Below are 18,957 nucleotides of genomic sequence, written 5' to 3'. Positions count from 1 at the left end.
CCAGGGCATGCGAGAGCGGCTCAAGAAGAGAGGGGGAGGGGCGGCTGTCGACGGACAGGAACGCGCGGGCAATTTGTATCAAGGTGGGGGGTGCGCGAAAAAGGCGCGCAGGTGTGATCTGGAGCACTCTTTGTTTGCGCCGGTGGGCCCGGGGTAAGAACGCGCCTTCCGGCCACCGACCGGGGAGCGGAGCCGGGCGCCGGGCCCGGGCCCACCGGCGCCCGCCCGAGCGGCCGCCGGAGCGCATCACGCAGGTCAGGCGGGTGGGACGGGGCCCGGGTGCCCCGTGGAGCCGTGGTGCCCGGCGTGAACCACGGGCCCGGGTGGCGGCCGTGGTGCACACTGGCCAGATCCGCACCACCCCAGGGAGCGCACCGTGATCAACGGCGAGGGACCGTTCCGCCAGGCCCATGTCGACCCGCTCGCCGCGCTGCGCACGGCCGACGAACCGCCCTGGGACGTCTACCTGACGGGCACGGTCTTCCTGGACATCATCTTCACCGGACTCGACTCCGCCCCCGTGCGCGGCACCGAGTCCTGGGCGCGGGGCATGGGTTCGAGCCCCGGCGGCGTCGCGAACATGGCGACCGCCCTCGCCCGTCTCGGCCTGCGGACCTCCCTCGCCGCCGCCTTCGGCGACGACCACTACGGCGAGTACTGCTGGGACGCCCTGGAGCAGGGCGAGCACATCGACCTGACACCGTCGCGGACCGTGCCCGGCTGGCACTCGCCGGTCACCGTGTCGATGGCGTACGAGGGCGAGCGGACCATGGTCAGCCACGGGCACGAGCCGCCCTCGGAGGAGCCCGCGCCGGACTTCCCGCCGCACGCGCGTGCCGCCGTCGCCTCGCTGACCCCCGGGGTCCGCGCGCCCTGGATCGAGCAGGCAGCGGGCCGGGGCACCCGGATCTTCGCGGACGTCGGCTGGGACGACACCGGCCGCTGGGACCTGGCGGGCCTCGCCGATCTGGCGCACTGCGAGGCGTTCCTGCCGAACGCCGAGGAGGCCATGCGCTACACCGGCGCCGACTGTCCCCGCGCGGCGGCGCACGCGCTGGCCGAGCACGTGCCGCTGGCGGTCGTCACCCTCGGTTCCGACGGCGCCTACGCCGTGGACGGACGCACCGGGGAGAGCGCCGAGGTCCCGGCGATCGCCGTCGAGGCGCTGGACCCCACCGGCGCCGGGGACGTCTTCGTCGCCGGCTTCGTCACCGGGACCCTGGCGGGCTGGCCGCTCGCCGACCGGCTCGCCTTCGCCGGACTGACCGCCGCGCTCTCGGTCCAGGAGTTCGGCGGCTCGCTGTCGGCGCCCGGCTGGTCGGAGATCGCCGCCTGGTGGCGCCGGGTGCAGTCGGTCGCCGACCAGGACCCGGCGGCCCTGAGCCGGTACGCCTTCCTGGAGGGTCTGCTTCCCGAGGTCACCCGCCCCTGGCCGCTGCGCAGGGCGGTCCCGACGATCGGCTTCGGCCGCTCCGTCTGAGACGGCCGCGCGGGCCCGGCGGACCGGCCCGGGCGGACCGGGCCGGGCGTGCCCTCAGGTCACGACCTCGTCACCGCGAGAAAAGCCCTACGGGTCCGTGAGCGCCGCGACGTACGCTGGGAACCGCAAGGCTGCCCGTGTGGCAAGCGTGCCGACCGAGGAGGATACGCAGGCCTACAGAGCCGGCCCATGACTCAGACACCCACAGCTCACGGCCCCGCCCAGGGGCAGGCGCGCGCACACTTCACCGTCCCGGCCAAGCACCCCATGGTGACCGTTCTCGGTTCCGGAGACGCCCTGCTGCGTGTGATCGAGAAGGCCTTCCCGGCGGCCGACATCCACGTCCGGGGAAACGAGATCAGTGCGGTCGGCGACGCCGGTGAAGTCGCCCTCGTCCAGCGCCTGTTCGACGAGATGATGCTGGTGCTCCGCACGGGGCAGCCCATGACGGAGGACGCAGTGGAACGCTCGATCGCCATGCTCAGGGCGAGCGGGAACGGGGAGGGCGACGGCCAGGAGACCCCGGCCGAGGTGCTCACGCAGAACATCCTGTCCTCGCGAGGCCGCACCATCCGCCCCAAGACGCTCAACCAGAAGCGCTACGTCGACGCCATCGACAAGCACACGATCGTGTTCGGCATCGGCCCCGCCGGTACGGGCAAGACGTACCTCGCCATGGCGAAGGCCGTCCAGGCGCTCCAGTCCAAGCAGGTCAACCGGATCATCCTGACCCGCCCGGCGGTCGAGGCCGGCGAGCGTCTCGGCTTCCTGCCCGGCACGCTCTACGAGAAGATCGACCCCTACCTGCGCCCGCTCTACGACGCGCTGCACGACATGCTCGACCCGGACTCGATCCCGCGCCTGATGGCGGCGGGCACGATCGAGGTCGCGCCGCTCGCGTACATGCGCGGCCGGACCCTGAACGACGCCTTCATCATCCTGGACGAGGCCCAGAACACGAGCCCCGAGCAGATGAAGATGTTCCTCACCCGGCTCGGCTTCGACTCGAAGATCGTGATCACGGGTGACGTGACGCAGGTCGACCTCCCGAGCGGTACGAAGTCGGGTCTGCGCCAGGTCCAGGACATCCTGGAGGGTGTCGAGGACGTCCACTTCTCGCGGCTCACGTCCCAGGATGTCGTCCGGCACAAGCTGGTCGGCCGTATCGTCGACGCGTACGAGAAGTACGACAGCGAGAACGGCACCGAGAACGGCTCCCACAAGAGCCGGGGCCACAAAGGGAAGTAGACCAGCACCCCCATGTCGATCGACGTCAACAACGAGTCCGGAACCGAGGTCGACGAGCAGGCGATCCTCGACATCGCCCGCTACGCGCTCGCACGGATGCGCATCCACCCGCTCTCCGAGCTCTCGGTGATCGTCGTGGACACCGATGCCATGGAGCAGCTCCACATCCAGTGGATGGACCTGCCGGGACCGACGGACGTCATGTCCTTCCCGATGGACGAGCTGCGCCCGCCGTCGAAGGACGACGACGAGCCTCCGCAGGGGCTGCTCGGCGACATCGTGCTCTGCCCCGAGGTCGCCGAACGGCAGGGCAAGGACGCGCCGACGCAGCACTCCATGGACGAGGAGCTCCAGCTCCTCACCGTCCACGGCGTGCTGCACCTCCTCGGCTACGACCACGAGGAGGCCGACGAGAAGGCCGAGATGTTCGGTCTGCAGGCCGCCATCGTGGACGGCTGGCGCGCGGAGAAGGGCATCACGGGTCCGTCTCCGGCCCCGACCGTGTCATGAGCCCTCAGCTTGTCGTCGGTGCCATCGTCCTCGTCGTCGTCGCCTGGCTCGCCGCCTGCGCGGAGGCCGGCCTCGCACGGGTCTCCAGCTTCCGCGCCGAGGAGGCGGTCCGCAGCGGCCGGCGCGGCAGCGCCAAGCTCGCGCAGGTCACCGCGGACCCCACCCGCTATCTGAACGTGGCGCTGCTGCTCCGCGTGGCCTGCGAGATGGCGGCCGCCGCGCTCGTCGTCTACGCCTGTCTGAAGGAGTTCGACAAGACCTGGCAGGCGCTCGCCGTCGCCATCGCCGTCATGGTCCTCGTGTCGTACGTCGCCGTCGGTGTCTCGCCGCGCACCATCGGCCGCCAGCACCCGCTGAACACCGCGACCGCGGCGGCGTACGTCCTGCTGCCGCTCGCCCGGATCATGGGCCCGATCCCGCCGCTGCTGATCCTCATCGGCAACGCGCTCACCCCCGGCAAGGGATTCAGGCGCGGCCCGTTCGCCTCCGAGGCGGAGCTGCGGGCGATGGTCGACCTCGCCGAGAAGGAGTCGCTCATCGAGGACGAGGAGCGCCGCATGGTGCACTCCGTCTTCGAACTCGGCGACACCCTCGTGCGCGAGGTCATGGTGCCCCGCACGGACCTCGTCGTCATCGAGCGCTACAAGACCATCCGGCAGGCCCTCACCCTCGCCCTGCGCTCCGGCTTCTCGCGCATACCCGTCACGGGCGAGAACGAGGACGACATCGTCGGGATCGTCTATCTCAAGGACCTGGCCCGCAAGACGCACATCAGCCGGGACGCCGAGTCCGAGCTGGTGTCCACGGCGATGCGGCCCGCCACGTTCGTGCCCGACACCAAGAACGCCGGCGATCTGCTGCGCGAGATGCAGCAGGAGCGCAACCACGTCGCCGTCGTCATCGACGAGTACGGCGGCACCGCCGGCATCGTCACGATCGAGGACATCCTCGAGGAGATCGTCGGCGAGATCACCGACGAGTACGACCGCGAGCTGCCGCCCGTCCAGGAGCTCGGCGACGACCGCTTCCGGGTGACCGCCCGCCTCGACATCACCGACCTCGGCGAGCTGTACGGCTTCGAGGCCTACGACGACGAGGACGTGGAGACCGTCGGCGGGCTGCTCGCCAAGGCCCTGGGGCGGGTGCCCATCGCCGGGGCCTCCTCGGTGGTCGAACTGCCCGACGGACGCGAGCTGCGGCTCACCGCCGAGGCCGCCGCAGGCCGCCGGAACAAGATCGTCACCGTGCTCGTCGAGCCCGTCGGCCCGGCCGGACCCCCTCGGGAGGAGAAACCGGAGTGACCCCTCAGGAGCTGCGCGCGTTCTGCCTGTCCTTCAACGCCACCGTCGAGGACTTCCCCTTCAACCCCGAGACCTCGGTCTTCAAGGTGCTGGGCAAGCTCTTCGCGCTGACCCACCTCGACGGCCGCCCGCTCACGGTCAACCTGAAGTGCGACCCGGACGACGCGCTCCGGCTGCGCGAGCAGCACCCGGGACTGATCGTCCCCGGCTATCACATGAACAAGCGGCACTGGAACACGGTGACCGTCGACGGCGAGCTCCCGGACCGCCTGGTCCGGGAGCTCGTCGAGGATTCGTACGATCTCGTGGTGGCCGGTCTGCCGCGGGCCGAGCGGCTGCGCCTCGACCGTCCCTGACCCGGCTCGGGCCGTCTCAGCGGCCGGGCGCCGTCTCAGCGGGTGCGGGCCGCGCCGCGCCGCCGGAGTCCGGCCGCGACCAGGGCCGCCGCCGCGAGCACGATCGCCGCGTCCAGGGCGAGGACCGTGTGGACGCCGCTCAGCAGGTCGTCCGACGTGGTCGCGAGGACCCCGAGGAGCGGGATGCCGACGGTGATGCCCACCTGCTGGGTGGAGGTCACCAGACCGGTGGCAAGTCCCTGCTCCTCGTCGGGGACGCCCGAGGTGACGGTCAGGCCGTACGAGATGATCGCGCCCAGGTGGCACATGCTGGCCAGCGACACCCCGGCGGTGGCGATCCAGACCGACCAGGTGTGCGCGTTCAGCAGCAGCATCGCCGCCACGAACAGACCCTGGCCGGCGAGCGAGCCCGCCAGCGTGCGCCGGGCGCCGAAGCGGCCGATGACCTTCGGCGCGCAGATCCCGGCGACGGCCGACAGCAGACCCTGCGCGCCGAAGACCAGACCGGTCTCGAAGGCCGACAGGCCGAGCGTCTCCTGGAGGTACAGGGTCAGCGCGAAGACGACCGTCGACATCATCGAGAAGGTGACCAGACCGCCCACGTTGCCCCACGCCACCGTGGGGCGGCGCAGCATCCTCAGGCTGACGAGCGGGGCGGCGGCGCGGGACTCTATCCGGACGAAGGCGGTGAGCAGCAGCACGCCCAGGGCGAGCGTCGTGACGACGTCGGCCCCGCCGAAGCCGCGGTCCGCCGCCGTCGACAGCGCGTAGATCAGCGCCAGCAGGCCGCCGGTGACGGTGACCGCGCCGGGGACGTCCAGGCGGGGGCGGTCCGCCGCGTCCGTGTGCCGCGGGCGGGACGCGGGCAGCAGGCCCGTGGCGAGCGGCAGCACGACCAGCGCGAACAGCGACAGCAGCCCCATCGTCGAACGCCAGCCCAGCACGTCGGTCAGGACACCGCCCGCCACCATGCCGACCGTGAAGCCGAGGGACAGGAGCGTGCCGGAGATGCCGAGCGCGCGGTCCCGTGCGGGACCCTCGGGGAAGGTCGTGGTCAGCAGCGACATGCCGGTCGGGACGATGGCCGCCGCGGCGAGTCCTTGCAGGGCCCGTCCGGCCAGGAACGACGCCGGGTCCCAGGCGAAGGTCGCGAGCAGTGAGGCCGCCCCGAACACGGTCAGCCCGGCGAGGAACAGCCCCCGGCGGCCGGACAGGTCGCCGATGCGTCCGAAGAGGAGCAGGAAGCCGCCGGACGGCAGCGCGAACGCGGTGACCGCCCACTGGAGCGCCGACGGGCTCATGCCGAGGTCCCGGCCGAGCACGGGCAGCGCCACGTTCAGGACGGAGAAGTCCAGCGCCACCATGAACTGGGCGGCGCACAGCACGAAGAGCACGAGCGCGTCGCGCCCGGACAGCCGGTCCGCGCGCGGTGGCGGGCCGTCCTTGGCGGAAGCGGAGGAGGGGGAGGGGGCGGCGGTGGAGGTGTCGGCCCGGGGGCCGTTCGTGGTGCCCGGATCGATGCCCGGTGTGCCGGTGCCAGGGGTGCGGGCGGTGGACTCGGTGGTCGTCCCGGTGGTCGTCTCTGTGGTCATGGCAAGAGCTTGCGGCGGCCGGAATATCCGTGGGGAGCCGGAACTTATGCTGGTGGCCGCACCACCAGTCACCGAAGGGGGAGACACGTGACGGAGGACGCGCCGAAGACCCAACGACGCCCGGAACTGCGTGAGTTCCTGATGAGCCGCAGGGCGCGGGTGTCGCCGGCCGAGGCCGGTCTCCCGGACGGCGGAGCCCGCCGGCGCACACCGGGGCTGCGCCGCGAGGAGGTCGCCGTCCTCGCGGGCGTGGGCGCCTCCTGGTACCAATGGCTCGAACAGGGGCGGGACATCTCCGTGTCCCCGCAGGTCCTGGACTCCGTCGCCCGCGTGCTGCGGCTGAGCAACACCGAGCGGCGCCATCTGTACACGCTGGCCGGACTGAACCCGCCCGCACCCGAAGTCGCCCCCGGGGACCGGGACATGTGCGACGGGCTGCGGCGGCTGATCGACACGTGGATGCCGTATCCGGCGCACATCATGGACCCGTACTACAACTGCGTCCTGTACAACGACGCCGCCGCGGTGGTCCTCGGCATGCGCCCGGAGATCACCCAGAACTGCATCCTCGACTTCTTCACCGACCCGCTCTACCGCGGCCGTTCACGCACCTGGGAACGCAACGCCCGTACCGTCGTGGCCCAGTTCCGCGCGTCGTGCGCCGCGGCGCCGGACGACGAGGGGTTCCGCGAACTGCTGGACCGGCTGACCGGGGCCAGCTCCGAGTTCGCGGAGCTGTGGCGACGGCGGGACATCGAGGACGCCGGGCAGATCCGCAAGGAACTCGACCACCCCCTCGTGGGACTGCTGGCCGTCGAGTCCACCGCGATGAAGGTCCCGGTCAGGCCCGACCTCACGATCGTGCTGCACACCCCGCTGCCGGAGGCGAACACGGCCGCGAAGCTGGAGTGGCTCGCCTCGCCGGAGGGGCGCCGAGGCTCGATGTATCCGGTGGCCGGCTGACCCGTCGGCACGGGGCCGCGGCGGCACTTCGTATGCTCAGGTCATGACCGACAGTAGCGCGCTCGACCCCGAGGACCGCAAGATCGTCACCCTGGCCCGCTCCGCGCGGGCCCGCAACGGTGTGCCCGAGGGCGCGGCCGTACGCGACGAGACGGGACGTACCTACGTCGCCGGGACCGTGGAGCTGGAGTCCCTGCGGCTGAGCGCCCTGCGGACGGCCGTGGCGATGGCCGTGGCGTCCGGGGCGAAGTCCCTGGAGGCGGCGGCCGTGGTGTCCGGGGCCGAGGCCGTCACCGACGAGGACCGCGCGGCCGTACGGGATCTCGGCGGGCCGGCCACGCCGGTGCTGCTGGCCGGGCTCGACGGCGTCGTGCACACGACGGTCACCGCGGGCTGAGCATGACTCCGCCCCGGGGGAAGCGATGTCCCCCGGGGCGGAGCCGTACGTTTGCGTGCCGCCTCAGAAGCCGAGCTTGCGGAGCTGGCGGGGGTCGCGCTGCCAGTCCTTGGCGACCTTCACGTGCAGGTCGAGGAAGACCGGCGTGCCCAGCAGGGCCTCGATCTGCTTGCGGGACTTGATGCCGACGTCCTTCAGGCGCTTGCCCTTGGGGCCGATGATGATGCCCTTCTGGCTGGGGCGCTCGATGTAGACGAAGGCGTGGATGTCCAGGAGCGGCTTGTCCGCCGGGCGGTCCTCACGCGGCAGCATCTCCTCGACCACGACGGCGATGGAGTGCGGGAGCTCGTCGCGGACGCCCTCCAGCGCGGCCTCGCGGATGAGCTCCGCGATCATGACCTGCTCCGGCTCGTCCGTCAGATCGCCCTCGGGGTAGAGGGCGGGCCCCTCCGGCAGCAGCGGGACGATCAGGTCGGCCAGCAGACCCACCTGCTTGTCGCCGACCGCCGACACCGGGACGATCTCGGCCCACTCGAAGCCGAGCTCCCGGCCGAGCTGGTCGATCGCGATGAGCTGCTCGGCGAGCGTCTTGCTGTCGACGAGGTCGGTCTTCGTGATGATCGCGATCTTCGGCGTCTTCTTGATCGACGCCAGTTCCTTCGCGATGAAACGGTCACCCGGGCCGAGCTTCTCGTTCGCGGGCAGACAGAAGCCGATCACGTCGACCTCCGCCCAGGTGGTGCGGACGATGTCGTTGAGCCGCTCGCCCAGCAGCGTGCGCGGTTTGTGCAGGCCGGGGGTGTCCACGAGGATCAGCTGCGCGTCCGGCCGGTGCACGATGCCGCGCACGGTGTGCCGGGTGGTCTGCGGCTGGTTCGCCGTGATCGCGACCTTCTGGCCGACCAGAGCGTTCGTGAGGGTGGACTTGCCCGCGTTGGGGCGGCCCACGAAACAGGCGAAGCCGGCGCGGTGGTTCTCCACCGTGTCGGGGGCGCCGGAGGTGCCCCTGTCCTCGGACGGCTCGGATGACTGGTTGCGAACGCTCATGGCGCCCATTGTCCCTGATCGTCGGGCGCCCGCCGTACCAAGCCGTCCGACGCCCATGAAGCCGTCGTTCCGCTTCCCGTGCGCGGGGTGATCCGGGCCGGGAACCGCCCGCCCGGATGGTGAGGAATCGGTAATCACGCCGCAATGAAACACATCGGAAACGTGGGCGTGCGCAACCGGAAACGCACGCCCACGACGCTCTGACGACGCCCCCGCCCGTGCCCCCGGCCCCGTGCCCCCCACTCCGCTGGAGAGACCGTGACCCTGGCCGCTTCCCGGATCGACACCGGCGACACCGCCTGGCTGCTCGCCGCCACCGCGCTCGTGCTCCTGATGACCCCGGGACTCGCCCTGTTCTACGGCGGCATGGTCCGCGCGAAGAGCGTGCTCAACATGCTGATGATGAGCTTCGTGTCGATCGCCCTGGTCACCGTGGTGTGGCTGACCGCCGGATACTCGCTCGCCTTCGGTGAGGACGCCTTCGGCGGGCTCGTCGGCGGGCTGGAGCACGCCGGGATGGCCGGGCTCGGGCCGGACAGCGTGCAGGGGTCCGTCCCCACCCTGCTCTTCGCCACCTTCCAGCTCACCTTCGCGGTCATCACCGCCGCGCTCATCAGCGGGGCGGTCGCCGACCGGGCGAAGTTCGGGGCCTGGCTCGTGTTCGTGCCCGTCTGGGCCCTGCTCGTATACGTTCCCGTCGCGCACTGGGTGTGGGGCCCGGGCGGCTGGATACGGGACTCCCTCGGCGCCCTCGACTTCGCGGGCGGCATGCCGGTCGAGATCGCCTCGGGAGCCTCCGGCCTCGCGCTGTGCCTGGTGCTCGGCCCGCGCCTCGGCTTCAAGAAGGACGCCATGCGCCCGCACAACCTCCCGATGGTCATGCTCGGCGCCGGACTGCTGTGGTTCGGCTGGTTCGGTTTCAACGCCGGGTCCGCCCTCGGGGCCAACGGGCTGGCCGCGGCCGCGTTCCTCAACACCCTCGCCGCCGGCTGCACGGGCCTGCTCGGCTGGCTCCTCGTCGAGCAGCGCCGCGACGGCCACCCGACCACCCTGGGCGCGGCCTCGGGCGCGGTCGCGGGTCTGGTGGCCATCACCCCCTCCTGCGGGGTGGTGTCCCTGCTGGGCGCGCTCGCGGTCGGGCTCGCGGCCGGCGGCGTCTGCTCGTACGCGGTGGGCTGGAAGTTCAAGCTGAACTACGACGACTCGCTGGACGTCGTCGGGGTGCATCTGGTCGGCGGTGTCATCGGCACGCTGCTCATCGGCGTCTTCGCGGTCCACTCGATGACCGGCGGACCCGAGGGGCTGCTGTACGGCGGAGGGTTCGGGCAGTTCGGCCGGCAGCTCGTCGGTGTGGCGGCCGTCGGGACGTACGCGTTCGCCGCCACGTACGGCATCGGCCGCGCGATCGACCGGCTCATGGGCCTGCGCGCCGAGGAGGAGCACGAGCGGACCGGCCTGGACCTTACGGTGCACGCCGAGAGCGCCTACGATCACGGGGTCCTGGGCCACGGCGCCCCGGTGTCGTCGTCCCTTCCCGCCGCGCAGAAGGTCAAGCCCCAGGCATGAAGCTCATCACCGCGATCGTCAAGCCCCACCGACTCGACGAGGTCAAGTCCGCCCTGCAGGAGCTCGGTGTGCACGGAATGACCGTCACCGAGGCCAGCGGCTACGGGCGTCAGCGCGGGCACACCGAGGTGTACCGCGGCGCCGAGTACCAGGTCGACCTGGTCCCCAAGGTCCGGATCGAGGTCGTCGTCGGGGACGCGGAGGCCGACGCGGTCATCGACGCGGTGGTGAAGGCCGCGCAGACCGGAAAGATCGGAGACGGAAAGGTGTGGTCCGTACCCGTGGAGACGGTCGTACGGGTACGGACGGGCGAACGCGGGCCCGACGCACTCTGAGCGTCACCACGGCCGCGGCGAACGCGAGAACCGTCAGCACGGCCACGAGCCACGGCAGCGCGAGGAACGACACGCTCGCCGACTCCCGGGTCCCCGGCGCGCTGGCCGTCAACGTCACGTCGCCCCAGTCGAGCTGGGGCGACCCGTGCCAGGGCTCGGTGAGCCGGACCCGCTGGCCGGGGAGCAGTTCCGAGGGGATGTCCGCGAGCTCGCGGGACAGCAGCGTCCGCCCGAAGAGCCCCTCGGCCCTCAGGCGCACCTTCGGGTTCAGCGTCACGTTGCCCGTGTTGTGGAGGGTGTACGAGACGGTGGCCGTGCCGGATCCGATGCCGGGGATCAGCGGCTGGTGGTGGGTGAGGCGGACCTTCTCCACGGCGAGGGCGGGGACCGTGGGCCCGCCGACGCGGAGATAGACCCGGGCGGCGACGGCCCGTCGCACCCCGACGGAGAGGGAGCCCGAGCCCGTCTCGATCCGTTCGTCGAGCGCCACCAGCGCACCCGGATGGTCGCCGGGTTCGGCCCCCTGCGGCACATGGAGCGTGAAGGGCACGGTGACCCGGCCGTGCGCGGGCACGGTGACCCGGGAGCGGGCGGGCTCGGCCCAGGCCCCCACCCCGCGCTGCTTCTCCGCCAGGGTGCGCACGGCGAAACCGCCGTCGCGGGCGGTGTTGTAGGCGTCGGCCGCGTACAGCCGGAACGTCAGCGGTCCGTCGGTCTTGTTCGCGACGGTGACCTTGTCCCGGAGGGTCTGGCCGGGGTCGGCGGAGAGGTAGAAGTAGGGCCGCTCGGCGATGCGCGAGGAGACCGGGTAGACCGACCAGCTCCCGTTGTCGGCCGCGTACGAGGGCGTGGCCATGAGGGCCACGAGGGCGGGCAGGACCAGGAACACGCTCAGGAGGAGGGCGTACGGCTTGCGCATGGGTGCGGACCCCCGCGGACGGCATGGGCGGACTGGCGGCTCTCGTCGTGCGTGAGCGTCCCTGTGTGGACGGGCGGGTGCGCGCCCGGCCACCGGGGTGCGGACGACCGGTCGAGTGGCGGACCGGTCAGCTGAGCGTCAGCGTGAGCACACCGGAGTAGGAGCCTGGCGGCGTGAACTCCGGCACGTTCAGCGACAGTCCGGCGTCGACGGTGAACTCACCACCGGTGAGTGTCCCGTTGGGGGTGGACGCCAGGGTCGCTCCCGAGGTCCCGACCGTGCCGGACGAGCCGGCCTGGCAGGTGCTCGGGCTGCCGGCCTTGGTGGCGCAGGCCGGGGTCCAGCTCAGGGCACCGGCGTCGATCTTCGCGCCGGGGCCGGTGAAGTCGGTGACCTTGCCGGTCAGGGACCAGCCCGCGGGCCCGCCGCGGAAGTCCTTGACCGTCACCGTCTTCAGGGCGCCCGTGGAGGCGCCGCCCGTGCCGTAGTCGACCGCCGACAGCGCGACGGCGTCCCCGGCCTGGGTCATCGACAGGGTTCCCGCCCTCACCGTGGTGGTGAGCTTCTGGCTGCCGTCGGGCACGGGCGTGTTGTCGATGACGACATAGACGGCGGGACCGGCTCCGGTGCCCGGGTCCCAGCTTCCTCCCTCGTACGCGATCACGCCGGTCGTCGTCTTGTCGTTGACGACGAGCGAGCCGCTGAAGGAGCCCTGGGCGTTCGCGGTCACGGTCGCCGTGTCGGCGGTCTGGGTGGCACCCGACCGTCCGGCGAGGGTGACGCTGGCACCCGGGGTGAAGTCGCTGCCGGTGACGGTCACGCTGTCACCGGGGTTGCCGGAGGCCGAACCGAGCTGGATGGCACGGGTGTTGGTCTGTCCACCCGTCGCGGTGACCGTCTCCGACACCGGGGCGGGCGGGTTGGTGACCGTGCACGGGGTGTCCAGCTCCATGATGTAGCTGGTGTGGATGTTGTAGTCACCGGGCGACAGGGTGATCGCGCCGGGCGCGGTCACGGTGAAGGTGCCGGTCATGCTGAACGACGGGAAGGCGCCCTTGGCGGGCACCGGGTCGTTCTTCTTGGGGCCGGCGACGGTGACGCTTCCGGTCTGCGCCCCGCCCAGCGTGACCTTGCCGGTGGGCGTCATGATGTCGGCCGGCAGGGCGAGGTCGACGGGGTTGCTGGCGGCGGGACTGACCACCGTGTAGGTCACGGTGACCGTGTCGCCGACCTGGGGACTGGCGTTGTCCACCGCGATCTTCGCGGTGGTGGTGCCGTCGATCGGCGGGATGCCCGCGATCGCCGGCGGGATGCAGTGCGTGGCGAAGTCCACGTTCGTGGGTGCGGCTCCGGCCGGAGCGGCCAGCGCTCCTCCCACGGTGAGCGCGAGTACGGTCGCCCCGAGCAGTGCCGCCATGCGGCGTCTTCGGTTTGTCGGACCCGTGGTTGACATGGGTGTTGCCCCCCTCCTGAGGGATGCGGGCGCAGCGGCTCGTCTGCGCCGCCAGGGGGACATTGATGTGCCGGTCGTGTGAGAAGTCAATGGAGACCCGGCCCAGCGACTGATGGGCCATCAGTTTCTGTCATGGTCACCAACTCGGTTCACGGGCACTGGAGTCGCTGTCCGGCGCGGAGGTGGCGGCACGGTGATCGAGGGGGAGGGAGAGGGGGAGGGGGAGCCGGGCCGGTGTCGCTGCGCGCGGGCGGCACCGGCCCTCTTCACGTCGTGGCGCGGTGGATCAGTGGATCAGCGGATCAGCGGATCAGTGGATCAGTGGATCAGTGGATCAGTGGATCGCCGGATCGGCGGATCATGCGAAGACGAACGGGCCCGGCGACTGCGGTGCGTCCGCCGTGCAGGTGATCGTGATGCCGAAGATCGTCATCTTCAGCGAGCCGCCGTAGAACTCCAGGCTGTCGCCCGGGGCGACGGTGCCGTCGAGGGGGCCCACGGACACTCCGCTGCCGGCCGCCATCGCGGGGTTCCTCTTGCCGCTGAAGGCGGTGGTCCCGCCGCCGGCGTTCATCAGGGAGAGCGTCGAGGCCACCGAGTCCGCGGCGATCGGGATCGGGGCCGTGATGGCGGTCGAGCTGAGGGTGATGGTCGCGGCCGTGCCGTCCTGGGTGGCCGTCAGGGTGGCCGCGCCACCCCCGCCGATGGTGCAGGTCGCGTTGATCGTGGCCGTCTGGGGAGTGACGGCCGCGGCGGCCGGCGCGAAGGCCAGGCCGGCCGCGGCGAGGGTGCCGGCGGCTAACGCCGAGACCGTTGCGAGTCGCTTGCCTCTCATCGAAATCCCTTCCCTTGTGGGGGAATTGCCATGTGGGGATGGTCGGGACGGAGCCGTCCGCCCTGGTCCGGGCACACGGACTCCTCACCTCCGTGCGCGGTGAGGGTGCGGGGAGACGTGTACGAGGACCGTCCGCGTGCGGGGTGCGGGACGCCGTGCGGAGGCGTGTCTGACGGTCCGTCGGAACGTGCGGTTCCATTGAGGCGCGGGCGCCTCGCGATTGCAAGGGAAGGGAAGCCCTTTCCCTCGACGGTCATCGAAAGTGGCCGAAGTCCGACCCGGGGGTGAGGTCCTGCAGGCCCACCACGCGCAGGAGCCGCAGCCGCTCGTGGGACTCGGTGCCGGGGCGTGCCGTGTGGACGACGAGGAGCTGGTTGTCGCCGGAGCTGAGCAGGATCTCGCAGTCGAGTTCCAGCAGACCGACCGTGGGGTTCAGGAAGCGCTTCGTCGCGGAGCGCCGCACGGCGACCTCGTGGGACTCCCACAGCTCCGCGAACTCCTCGCTCGTGGAGCGGAGTTCGGCCACCAGGGCGGCCGGGGCCGGGTCCCCGGGGCGGGCCGCGGTGACCGCGCGCAGGTTGGCGACGTGGGAACGGGCGTGCCCGGGACGGTCCTCGGGCGGGAAGAGGGTGCGGGAGGCCGGGTCGGTGAAGAACCGGCGGACGAGATTGCGCCCGGGTTCGGCCTCGCCCGTCAGGGCCGCCGCCATCGCGTTCTGCGCGAGCAGCTCGCCGTAGTCGGTCACGACCTGGGCGGGCGCGTCGTGCAGCCGGTCGAGGATCAGCAGCAGTCCGGGGCGCACGTGCGAGGAGGCGCCCGCGGCGCGCGGCGGTTCCTCCCCGGCCAGGTGGAAGAGATGGTCGCGCTCGTCGCCGGTGAGCCGCAGTGCCCGCGCCAGCGCGCCCAGCATCTGACGGGAGGGGCGCGGACCGCGGGACTGTTCGAGCCGGGTGTAGTAGTCCACGGACATGCCCGCGAGTGCCGCCACCTCCTCGCGGCGCAGGCCAGGGGTGCGGCGCCTGGAGCCGGCCGGGAGCCCCACGTCGGAGGGCTCCAGACGGGCGCGGCCGCGGCGCAGGAAGTCGGCTACCTCGGGTCGGTCCATGTCTCCAGCGTGACCCGGGCCGCCGGTCTTATCCAGGGACCGCCGCTCCCCGGATCAGCAGGTCTCTCCCGCCCCGCCCGGCACGGGGGGACGGTGGAGCCCGACGAGAGGAGCACATCATGCTGACACTGGTGACCGGAACCACCGGCGAGGTCGGGCGCCGCTTCGTGCCCCGCCTGCTGCGGCAGGCCCCGGCCGGCGACCGGGTGAGGATCCTGGTCCGCGACGAGTCCCGGGCGGCGCCCCTGGCCGGGCTCACCGGCCCCACCGGGCTCGGGCCGGAGATCGCCGTCGGGGACCTGCGCGACGCCGAGACGCTGGGCAAGGCCCTCGCGGGCGCCGACGCGGTGGTGAACATCGCGGCCGCCTTCCGGGGGGTGCCGGACGACGAGGCCTGGGCGGTCAACCGCGACGCCGCGCTGGAACTGGGCCGCGCCGCCGTCTCCGCGGGGGTGCGCAGGTTCGTGCAGGTCAGCACCAACCTGGTGTACGGGACCGGCCGGGGCCGCCCGCTCACCGAGGACGACCCGAGCGTGCCCGGCGGGGAGATGTGGGGTGCCTACCCGGCCTCCAAGGCGGAGGCCGAGCGCGGTCTGCTCGCCCTGGACACGGACATGGAGGTACGGATCGGCCGCCTCCCCTTCGTCTACGGGGAGGGCGATCCGCATCTCGCCGCCTCGCTGCGGTGGGCCGGGCGGTGGGCCGCGACCCAGCGGCTCCAGATGGTCCACCACGCGGACGTCGCCCAGGGCCTGCTCCGGCTGCTGCACGCCCCCGCCGTGGGCGCCACCCCGGTCTACAACATCGCCGACGACGCCCCCGTCACCACCGTCGACCTGCACCGGATCAACGGCGTCGAGGTGCCGCCCGCCCTGTACGAGCGCACCGACCCCGACCCCTGGAACGGCATCGTGTCCACCGACCGCATCCGCCACGACCTGGGCTTCCGCCCGGTGTACCCGTCCCTGTGGACGGCCCGCGACGCCGGCGCCCTGTGACCGGGCTGCCGAGGTCTGTGGCCGGTCCTGGGCCCTGTGACCGGCGCCGGGCCTTGCGACCGGGCGGCCGAGGCCCTGTGAGCGGGCCGAGGCCGAGACCCTGAGACCGGGGCGGGGCCCTGCGACCGGGCTGCCGAGGCCCTGTCGGCGGGCCGGGACCGAGACCCTTTGACCGGGTCGGCGGACCTGGCCCGGCGGACGCCCGGGTGAGCGGCGCCGGTCCGGTCCGCCGCCGGGTCAGTCCACCCCCTTGATCCGCACCACCAGCACCGCCCCCGCCAGACCGACGACCGCCGCGACCAGGTACAGGACCCGGTAGCCGCCCAGGTACGTCACGATCGGCGCGGCCAGGACCGGGGCCGCGACCTGGGGGAGGGCGTTGGCGATGTTGATGACGCCGAGGTCCTTGCCGCGGTCGAGGGCCTTGGGCAGGACGTCGGTCATCAGGGCGAAGTCGACGGAGGTGAAGACGCCGAAGCCGATGCCGAGGACGGCCGCGGCGGCGATCGCCCCGGGCCAGGTCTGCCAGCAGGCCAGCGCCGCCGTGGCCACCGCCATCAGCACCCCGGACCAGATCACGAACGGTTTGCGGCGCCCCAGCCGGTCCGACCACACCCCGCCCACCACGACCGTGGCCAGGAGCGTGATCCCGTTCACCGCCGTGAGGACCAGGACGCCCTGCTCGGGGTCGTCGAGGCGCAGCCGGTCGCGCAGGTAGTAGAGCAGGTACAGCAGCACGAGGGCGTTGCTGAGGTTGATCAGGAAGCGGGTCAGCCAGGCCCACGCCAGGTCGGGGTGTTCGCGCGGACTCAGCCGGAAGGAGGCGAGGAACTCCCGCCCCGACCAGGGCGGCCGGGCCGACTCCGGAAGCCGCAGATCCTCGTAGCGCAGTACGTACGGCAGGACGCCCACCAGCGTGAACACGGCGCATGCCGCGTACCCGCCGCCGGTTCCACCGGCCGCCGTCGCGAGCCCGGTGCCGCCGACCACACCGAGGATCTGCGCGGCCCCCAGCCAGCCGCCCACGCTGCCGCGCTGGAGCCGCGGCACCCGGTCGGGCACGGCCGCGGTCACCGCGGCGAAGGCGGCGTTCAGGGTGAGCTGGACCAGGCACCAGCCCGCCGCCATCGTCCACACCCCGCCCGCGCCCGCGAGGAGCAGCAGGGACAGCGCGCCCCCGGCCGCACCGGCCGCGATCCACGGCGTCCGGCGGCCCCGTCGCGCGGTCGTCCGGTCGGACAACGCGCCGAAGAGCGGGTTGGCGACCAGCGAGACGACCGCGCCCGCACCCGTCACCCAGGCCAGCATCGTCTCCTTGGACATGCCGGAGCCGGGCGCGAAGTCCTCCGCCTGGGAGGCGAGGAGGATCTGCAAAGGGCCGTACCAGCCCACCCAGATCGCCCCGTTGGCGAGCGAGAGCGCGGACGTCCAGCCCCGGCCGACCCGTTCGGTCGGCTCGGCGAGCGCGGACACGGGCGCGGGCACGACGGGGTCGGCCGCGGTCATCTCTGCGCCCGCAGGGCGTCCCGCAGCCAGCCGTACGAGGCCTTCGGGGTCCGCTCCAGGGTGTCGTAGTCGACGTGCACGAGACCGAAGCGGCGCGCGTACCCCTCCGCCCACTCGAAGTTGTCCATCAACGACCAGACGAAGTAGCCGCGTACGTCGACGCCCTGTTCCAGCGCCCGGTGCAGCGCGCGGACATGACCGTCCAGGAAGGTGATCCGCTCCTGGTCGTCGATGCCCTCGTAACTGCAGCCGTTCTCGGTGATGACGACGGGCGGGAGCCGGTCGCCGTAGCGCTCGCGGAAGCCGGTGAGCAGTTCCGTGAGCGCCTCGGGCACCACCGGCCAGCCGAAGTCGGTGACCGGGTACCCCTCCAGTTCCTTGACGGTGAAGGGCAGTTCGGCGGGCAGGGTGAGTCCGCCGAACTCGATCTCCGCGCCCTCGGGGGCGCCCACCTTCGTCGGCTGGTAGTAGTTGATCCCGTACCAGTCGACCGGTTCACCGATGATCTTCAGGTCCGACTCGACGTCACCGGGCATCAACGCGTCGATGCCGTCGGGGTAGCGGCCGAGCAGGACGGGGTCGGCGAAGAGCCGGTTGAGCAGGAGGTCGTAGAAGTCGGCGGCCTCCACGTCCTCGGTGCGGTCCGAGGCCGCCCAGGTCGGGCCGTGCGAGTTGGCGATCCCGATGTCGCCCGCCCCGGCCGCGCGCAGCGCCCGTACGGCGAGACCGTGGGCGAGGAGCTGGTGGTGGGCCACCGGCAGGGCGTCGAACATGAGCTGCTTGCCGGGGGCGTGCGCGCCGAGGGCGTGCCCCAGCAGGGTGTGCTCGGCGGGCTCGTTGAGAGTGATCCACTTCTTGACGCGGTCGCCGAGGCGTTCCGCGACGACCGAGGCGTACGCGGCGAACCGCTCGGCGGTGTCCCGGTCCGCCCAGTCCAGCTCCGCCGGCAGGTCCCAGTGGAAGAGGGTCGGCACGGGCCGTACGCCGGCCGCGCACAGCGCGTCGACCAGGCGGTCGTAGAAGTCGAGACCGCCGGGGGAGTTCACCCGGGGCCAGGAGACGGAGAAGCGGTAGGCGTCCACGCCGAGGCCGGCGAGGAGCGCCACGTCCTCGGGGTAGCGGTGGACGTGGTCGCAGGCCACCGCCGCCGTGGAGCCGTCCTTGATGTGACCGGGTCCGGCGGTGAAGGCGTCCCACACGGAGGGGGCGCGTTCGTCCACGGCCCCCTCGATCTGATGGGCCGAGGTGGACACGCCCCAGAGGAAGCCGGACGGGAACTGCGGGAGGGGGTTGGTCGCCATGCGCGATCATCTGTACCCGCGGTAACGGAAGTCAACGGTTCGGCG

Annotated in this window: 17 protein-coding genes and 1 pseudogene; 10 read left to right on the top strand and 8 right to left on the bottom strand. The window is 72.2% G+C overall.

The annotated features are described in order from the left end of the window. Nucleotides 1–376 precede the first annotated feature (376 nt). From ACFYYF_RS27430 to ACFYYF_RS27410, 5 genes are all read left to right on the top strand, one after another. Complete coding sequence (locus ACFYYF_RS27430; protein ID WP_361687043.1) at nucleotides 377–1,480, top strand: PfkB family carbohydrate kinase; 1,104 nt, start codon at nucleotides 377–379, stop codon at nucleotides 1,478–1,480. Nucleotides 1,481–1,669: 189 nt separating this feature from the next. Further along, nucleotides 1,670–2,728, top strand: coding sequence for a PhoH family protein (locus tag ACFYYF_RS27425; RefSeq protein ID WP_361687046.1), 1,059 nt, complete (start codon nucleotides 1,670–1,672; stop codon nucleotides 2,726–2,728). 12 nt (nucleotides 2,729–2,740) lie between these two features. Beyond that, a complete protein-coding gene (gene ybeY, locus ACFYYF_RS27420) occupies nucleotides 2,741–3,238 on the top strand; it encodes an rRNA maturation RNase YbeY (protein ID WP_361687049.1) in 498 nt (165 codons plus the stop codon). Further along, nucleotides 3,235–4,539 carry a hemolysin family protein gene (locus ACFYYF_RS27415; protein WP_361687052.1) on the top strand — a complete coding sequence of 435 codons (1,305 nt, stop codon included), beginning with the start codon at nucleotides 3,235–3,237 and terminating at the stop codon, nucleotides 4,537–4,539. The genes ybeY and ACFYYF_RS27415 overlap by 4 nt, the downstream gene beginning before the upstream one ends. Continuing rightward, a complete protein-coding gene (locus tag ACFYYF_RS27410) occupies nucleotides 4,536–4,895 on the top strand; it encodes an MmcQ/YjbR family DNA-binding protein (protein ID WP_355764430.1) in 360 nt (119 codons plus the stop codon). Before ACFYYF_RS27415 ends, ACFYYF_RS27410 begins: the two co-directional genes overlap by 4 nt. Nucleotides 4,896–4,930: 35 nt before the next feature. Here ACFYYF_RS27410 and ACFYYF_RS27405 read toward each other — a convergent pair whose 3' ends face one another. After that, nucleotides 4,931–6,487 (bottom strand): MFS transporter, encoded by a 1,557-nt coding sequence (locus ACFYYF_RS27405; RefSeq protein ID WP_388780190.1) that lies wholly within the window; start codon nucleotides 6,485–6,487, stop codon nucleotides 4,931–4,933. A gap of 141 nt (nucleotides 6,488–6,628) precedes the next feature. On the opposite strand from ACFYYF_RS27405, the gene ACFYYF_RS27400 reads away from it, so the two are divergent. After that, nucleotides 6,629–7,450, top strand: coding sequence for a helix-turn-helix transcriptional regulator (locus ACFYYF_RS27400; protein WP_388780354.1), 822 nt, complete (start codon nucleotides 6,629–6,631; stop codon nucleotides 7,448–7,450). Nucleotides 7,451–7,493: 43 nt separating this feature from the next. After that, the gene (locus ACFYYF_RS27395) at nucleotides 7,494–7,847 is read left to right on the top strand and encodes a cytidine deaminase (protein ID WP_365483597.1); all 354 of its coding nucleotides are present in this window, start codon (nucleotides 7,494–7,496) and stop codon (nucleotides 7,845–7,847) included. A 63-nt stretch (nucleotides 7,848–7,910) separates the two neighbouring features. Here ACFYYF_RS27395 and era read toward each other — a convergent pair whose 3' ends face one another. Next, the gene (era, locus tag ACFYYF_RS27390) at nucleotides 7,911–8,903 is read right to left on the bottom strand and encodes a GTPase Era (protein WP_361687065.1); all 993 of its coding nucleotides are present in this window, start codon (nucleotides 8,901–8,903) and stop codon (nucleotides 7,911–7,913) included. A gap of 249 nt (nucleotides 8,904–9,152) precedes the next feature. On the opposite strand from era, the gene ACFYYF_RS27385 reads away from it, so the two are divergent. After that, on the top strand, nucleotides 9,153–10,460 hold the full coding sequence (locus ACFYYF_RS27385; protein WP_388780187.1) for an ammonium transporter: 1,308 nt from the start codon (nucleotides 9,153–9,155) through the stop codon (nucleotides 10,458–10,460). Next, entirely contained in the window at nucleotides 10,457–10,795 is a 339-nt protein-coding gene (locus tag ACFYYF_RS27380; RefSeq protein ID WP_361687070.1) for a P-II family nitrogen regulator, read from the top strand. The genes ACFYYF_RS27385 and ACFYYF_RS27380 overlap by 4 nt, the downstream gene beginning before the upstream one ends. Here the strand turns inward: ACFYYF_RS27380 and ACFYYF_RS27375 are convergent. The 4 genes and pseudogenes from ACFYYF_RS27375 to ACFYYF_RS27360 all read right to left on the bottom strand — a co-directional run. Continuing rightward, a pseudogene (locus ACFYYF_RS27375) lies at nucleotides 10,692–11,714 on the bottom strand (WxL protein peptidoglycan domain-containing protein); the annotation flags it as partial. The gene ACFYYF_RS27380 and the pseudogene ACFYYF_RS27375 sit on opposite strands and share 104 nt — an antisense overlap. A 127-nt stretch (nucleotides 11,715–11,841) precedes the next feature. Then, nucleotides 11,842–13,131 (bottom strand): beta-xylosidase, encoded by a 1,290-nt coding sequence (locus tag ACFYYF_RS27370; protein WP_388780185.1) that lies wholly within the window; start codon nucleotides 13,129–13,131, stop codon nucleotides 11,842–11,844. 394 nt (nucleotides 13,132–13,525) lie between these two features. Beyond that, nucleotides 13,526–14,002 (bottom strand): hypothetical protein, encoded by a 477-nt coding sequence (locus ACFYYF_RS27365; protein ID WP_388780183.1) that lies wholly within the window; start codon nucleotides 14,000–14,002, stop codon nucleotides 13,526–13,528. Between the two features lie 253 nt (nucleotides 14,003–14,255). Next, a complete protein-coding gene (locus ACFYYF_RS27360) occupies nucleotides 14,256–15,107 on the bottom strand; it encodes a helix-turn-helix transcriptional regulator (RefSeq protein WP_388780181.1) in 852 nt (283 codons plus the stop codon). Nucleotides 15,108–15,226: 119 nt separating this feature from the next. On the opposite strand from ACFYYF_RS27360, the gene ACFYYF_RS27355 reads away from it, so the two are divergent. Continuing rightward, entirely contained in the window at nucleotides 15,227–16,105 is an 879-nt protein-coding gene (locus ACFYYF_RS27355) for an NAD(P)-dependent oxidoreductase (RefSeq protein WP_361690562.1), read from the top strand. 237 nt (nucleotides 16,106–16,342) lie between these two features. Here ACFYYF_RS27355 and ACFYYF_RS27350 read toward each other — a convergent pair whose 3' ends face one another. Together ACFYYF_RS27350 and ACFYYF_RS27345 are read right to left on the bottom strand one after the other, a co-directional pair. Next, a complete protein-coding gene (locus tag ACFYYF_RS27350) occupies nucleotides 16,343–17,611 on the bottom strand; it encodes an MFS transporter (protein WP_388780178.1) in 1,269 nt (422 codons plus the stop codon). Next, entirely contained in the window at nucleotides 17,608–18,912 is a 1,305-nt protein-coding gene (locus tag ACFYYF_RS27345) for a GH1 family beta-glucosidase (protein ID WP_388780176.1), read from the bottom strand. Before ACFYYF_RS27345 ends, ACFYYF_RS27350 begins: the two co-directional genes overlap by 4 nt. Nucleotides 18,913–18,957: the final 45 nt, after the last annotated feature.

This window comes from Streptomyces sp. NPDC001914 (assembly GCF_042891215.1).
Classification (GTDB): Bacteria; Actinomycetota; Actinomycetes; order Streptomycetales; family Streptomycetaceae; genus Streptomyces.
Note: the sequence above shows the minus strand (reverse complement) of the source record. Positions and strands in the feature narration are given on the sequence as shown.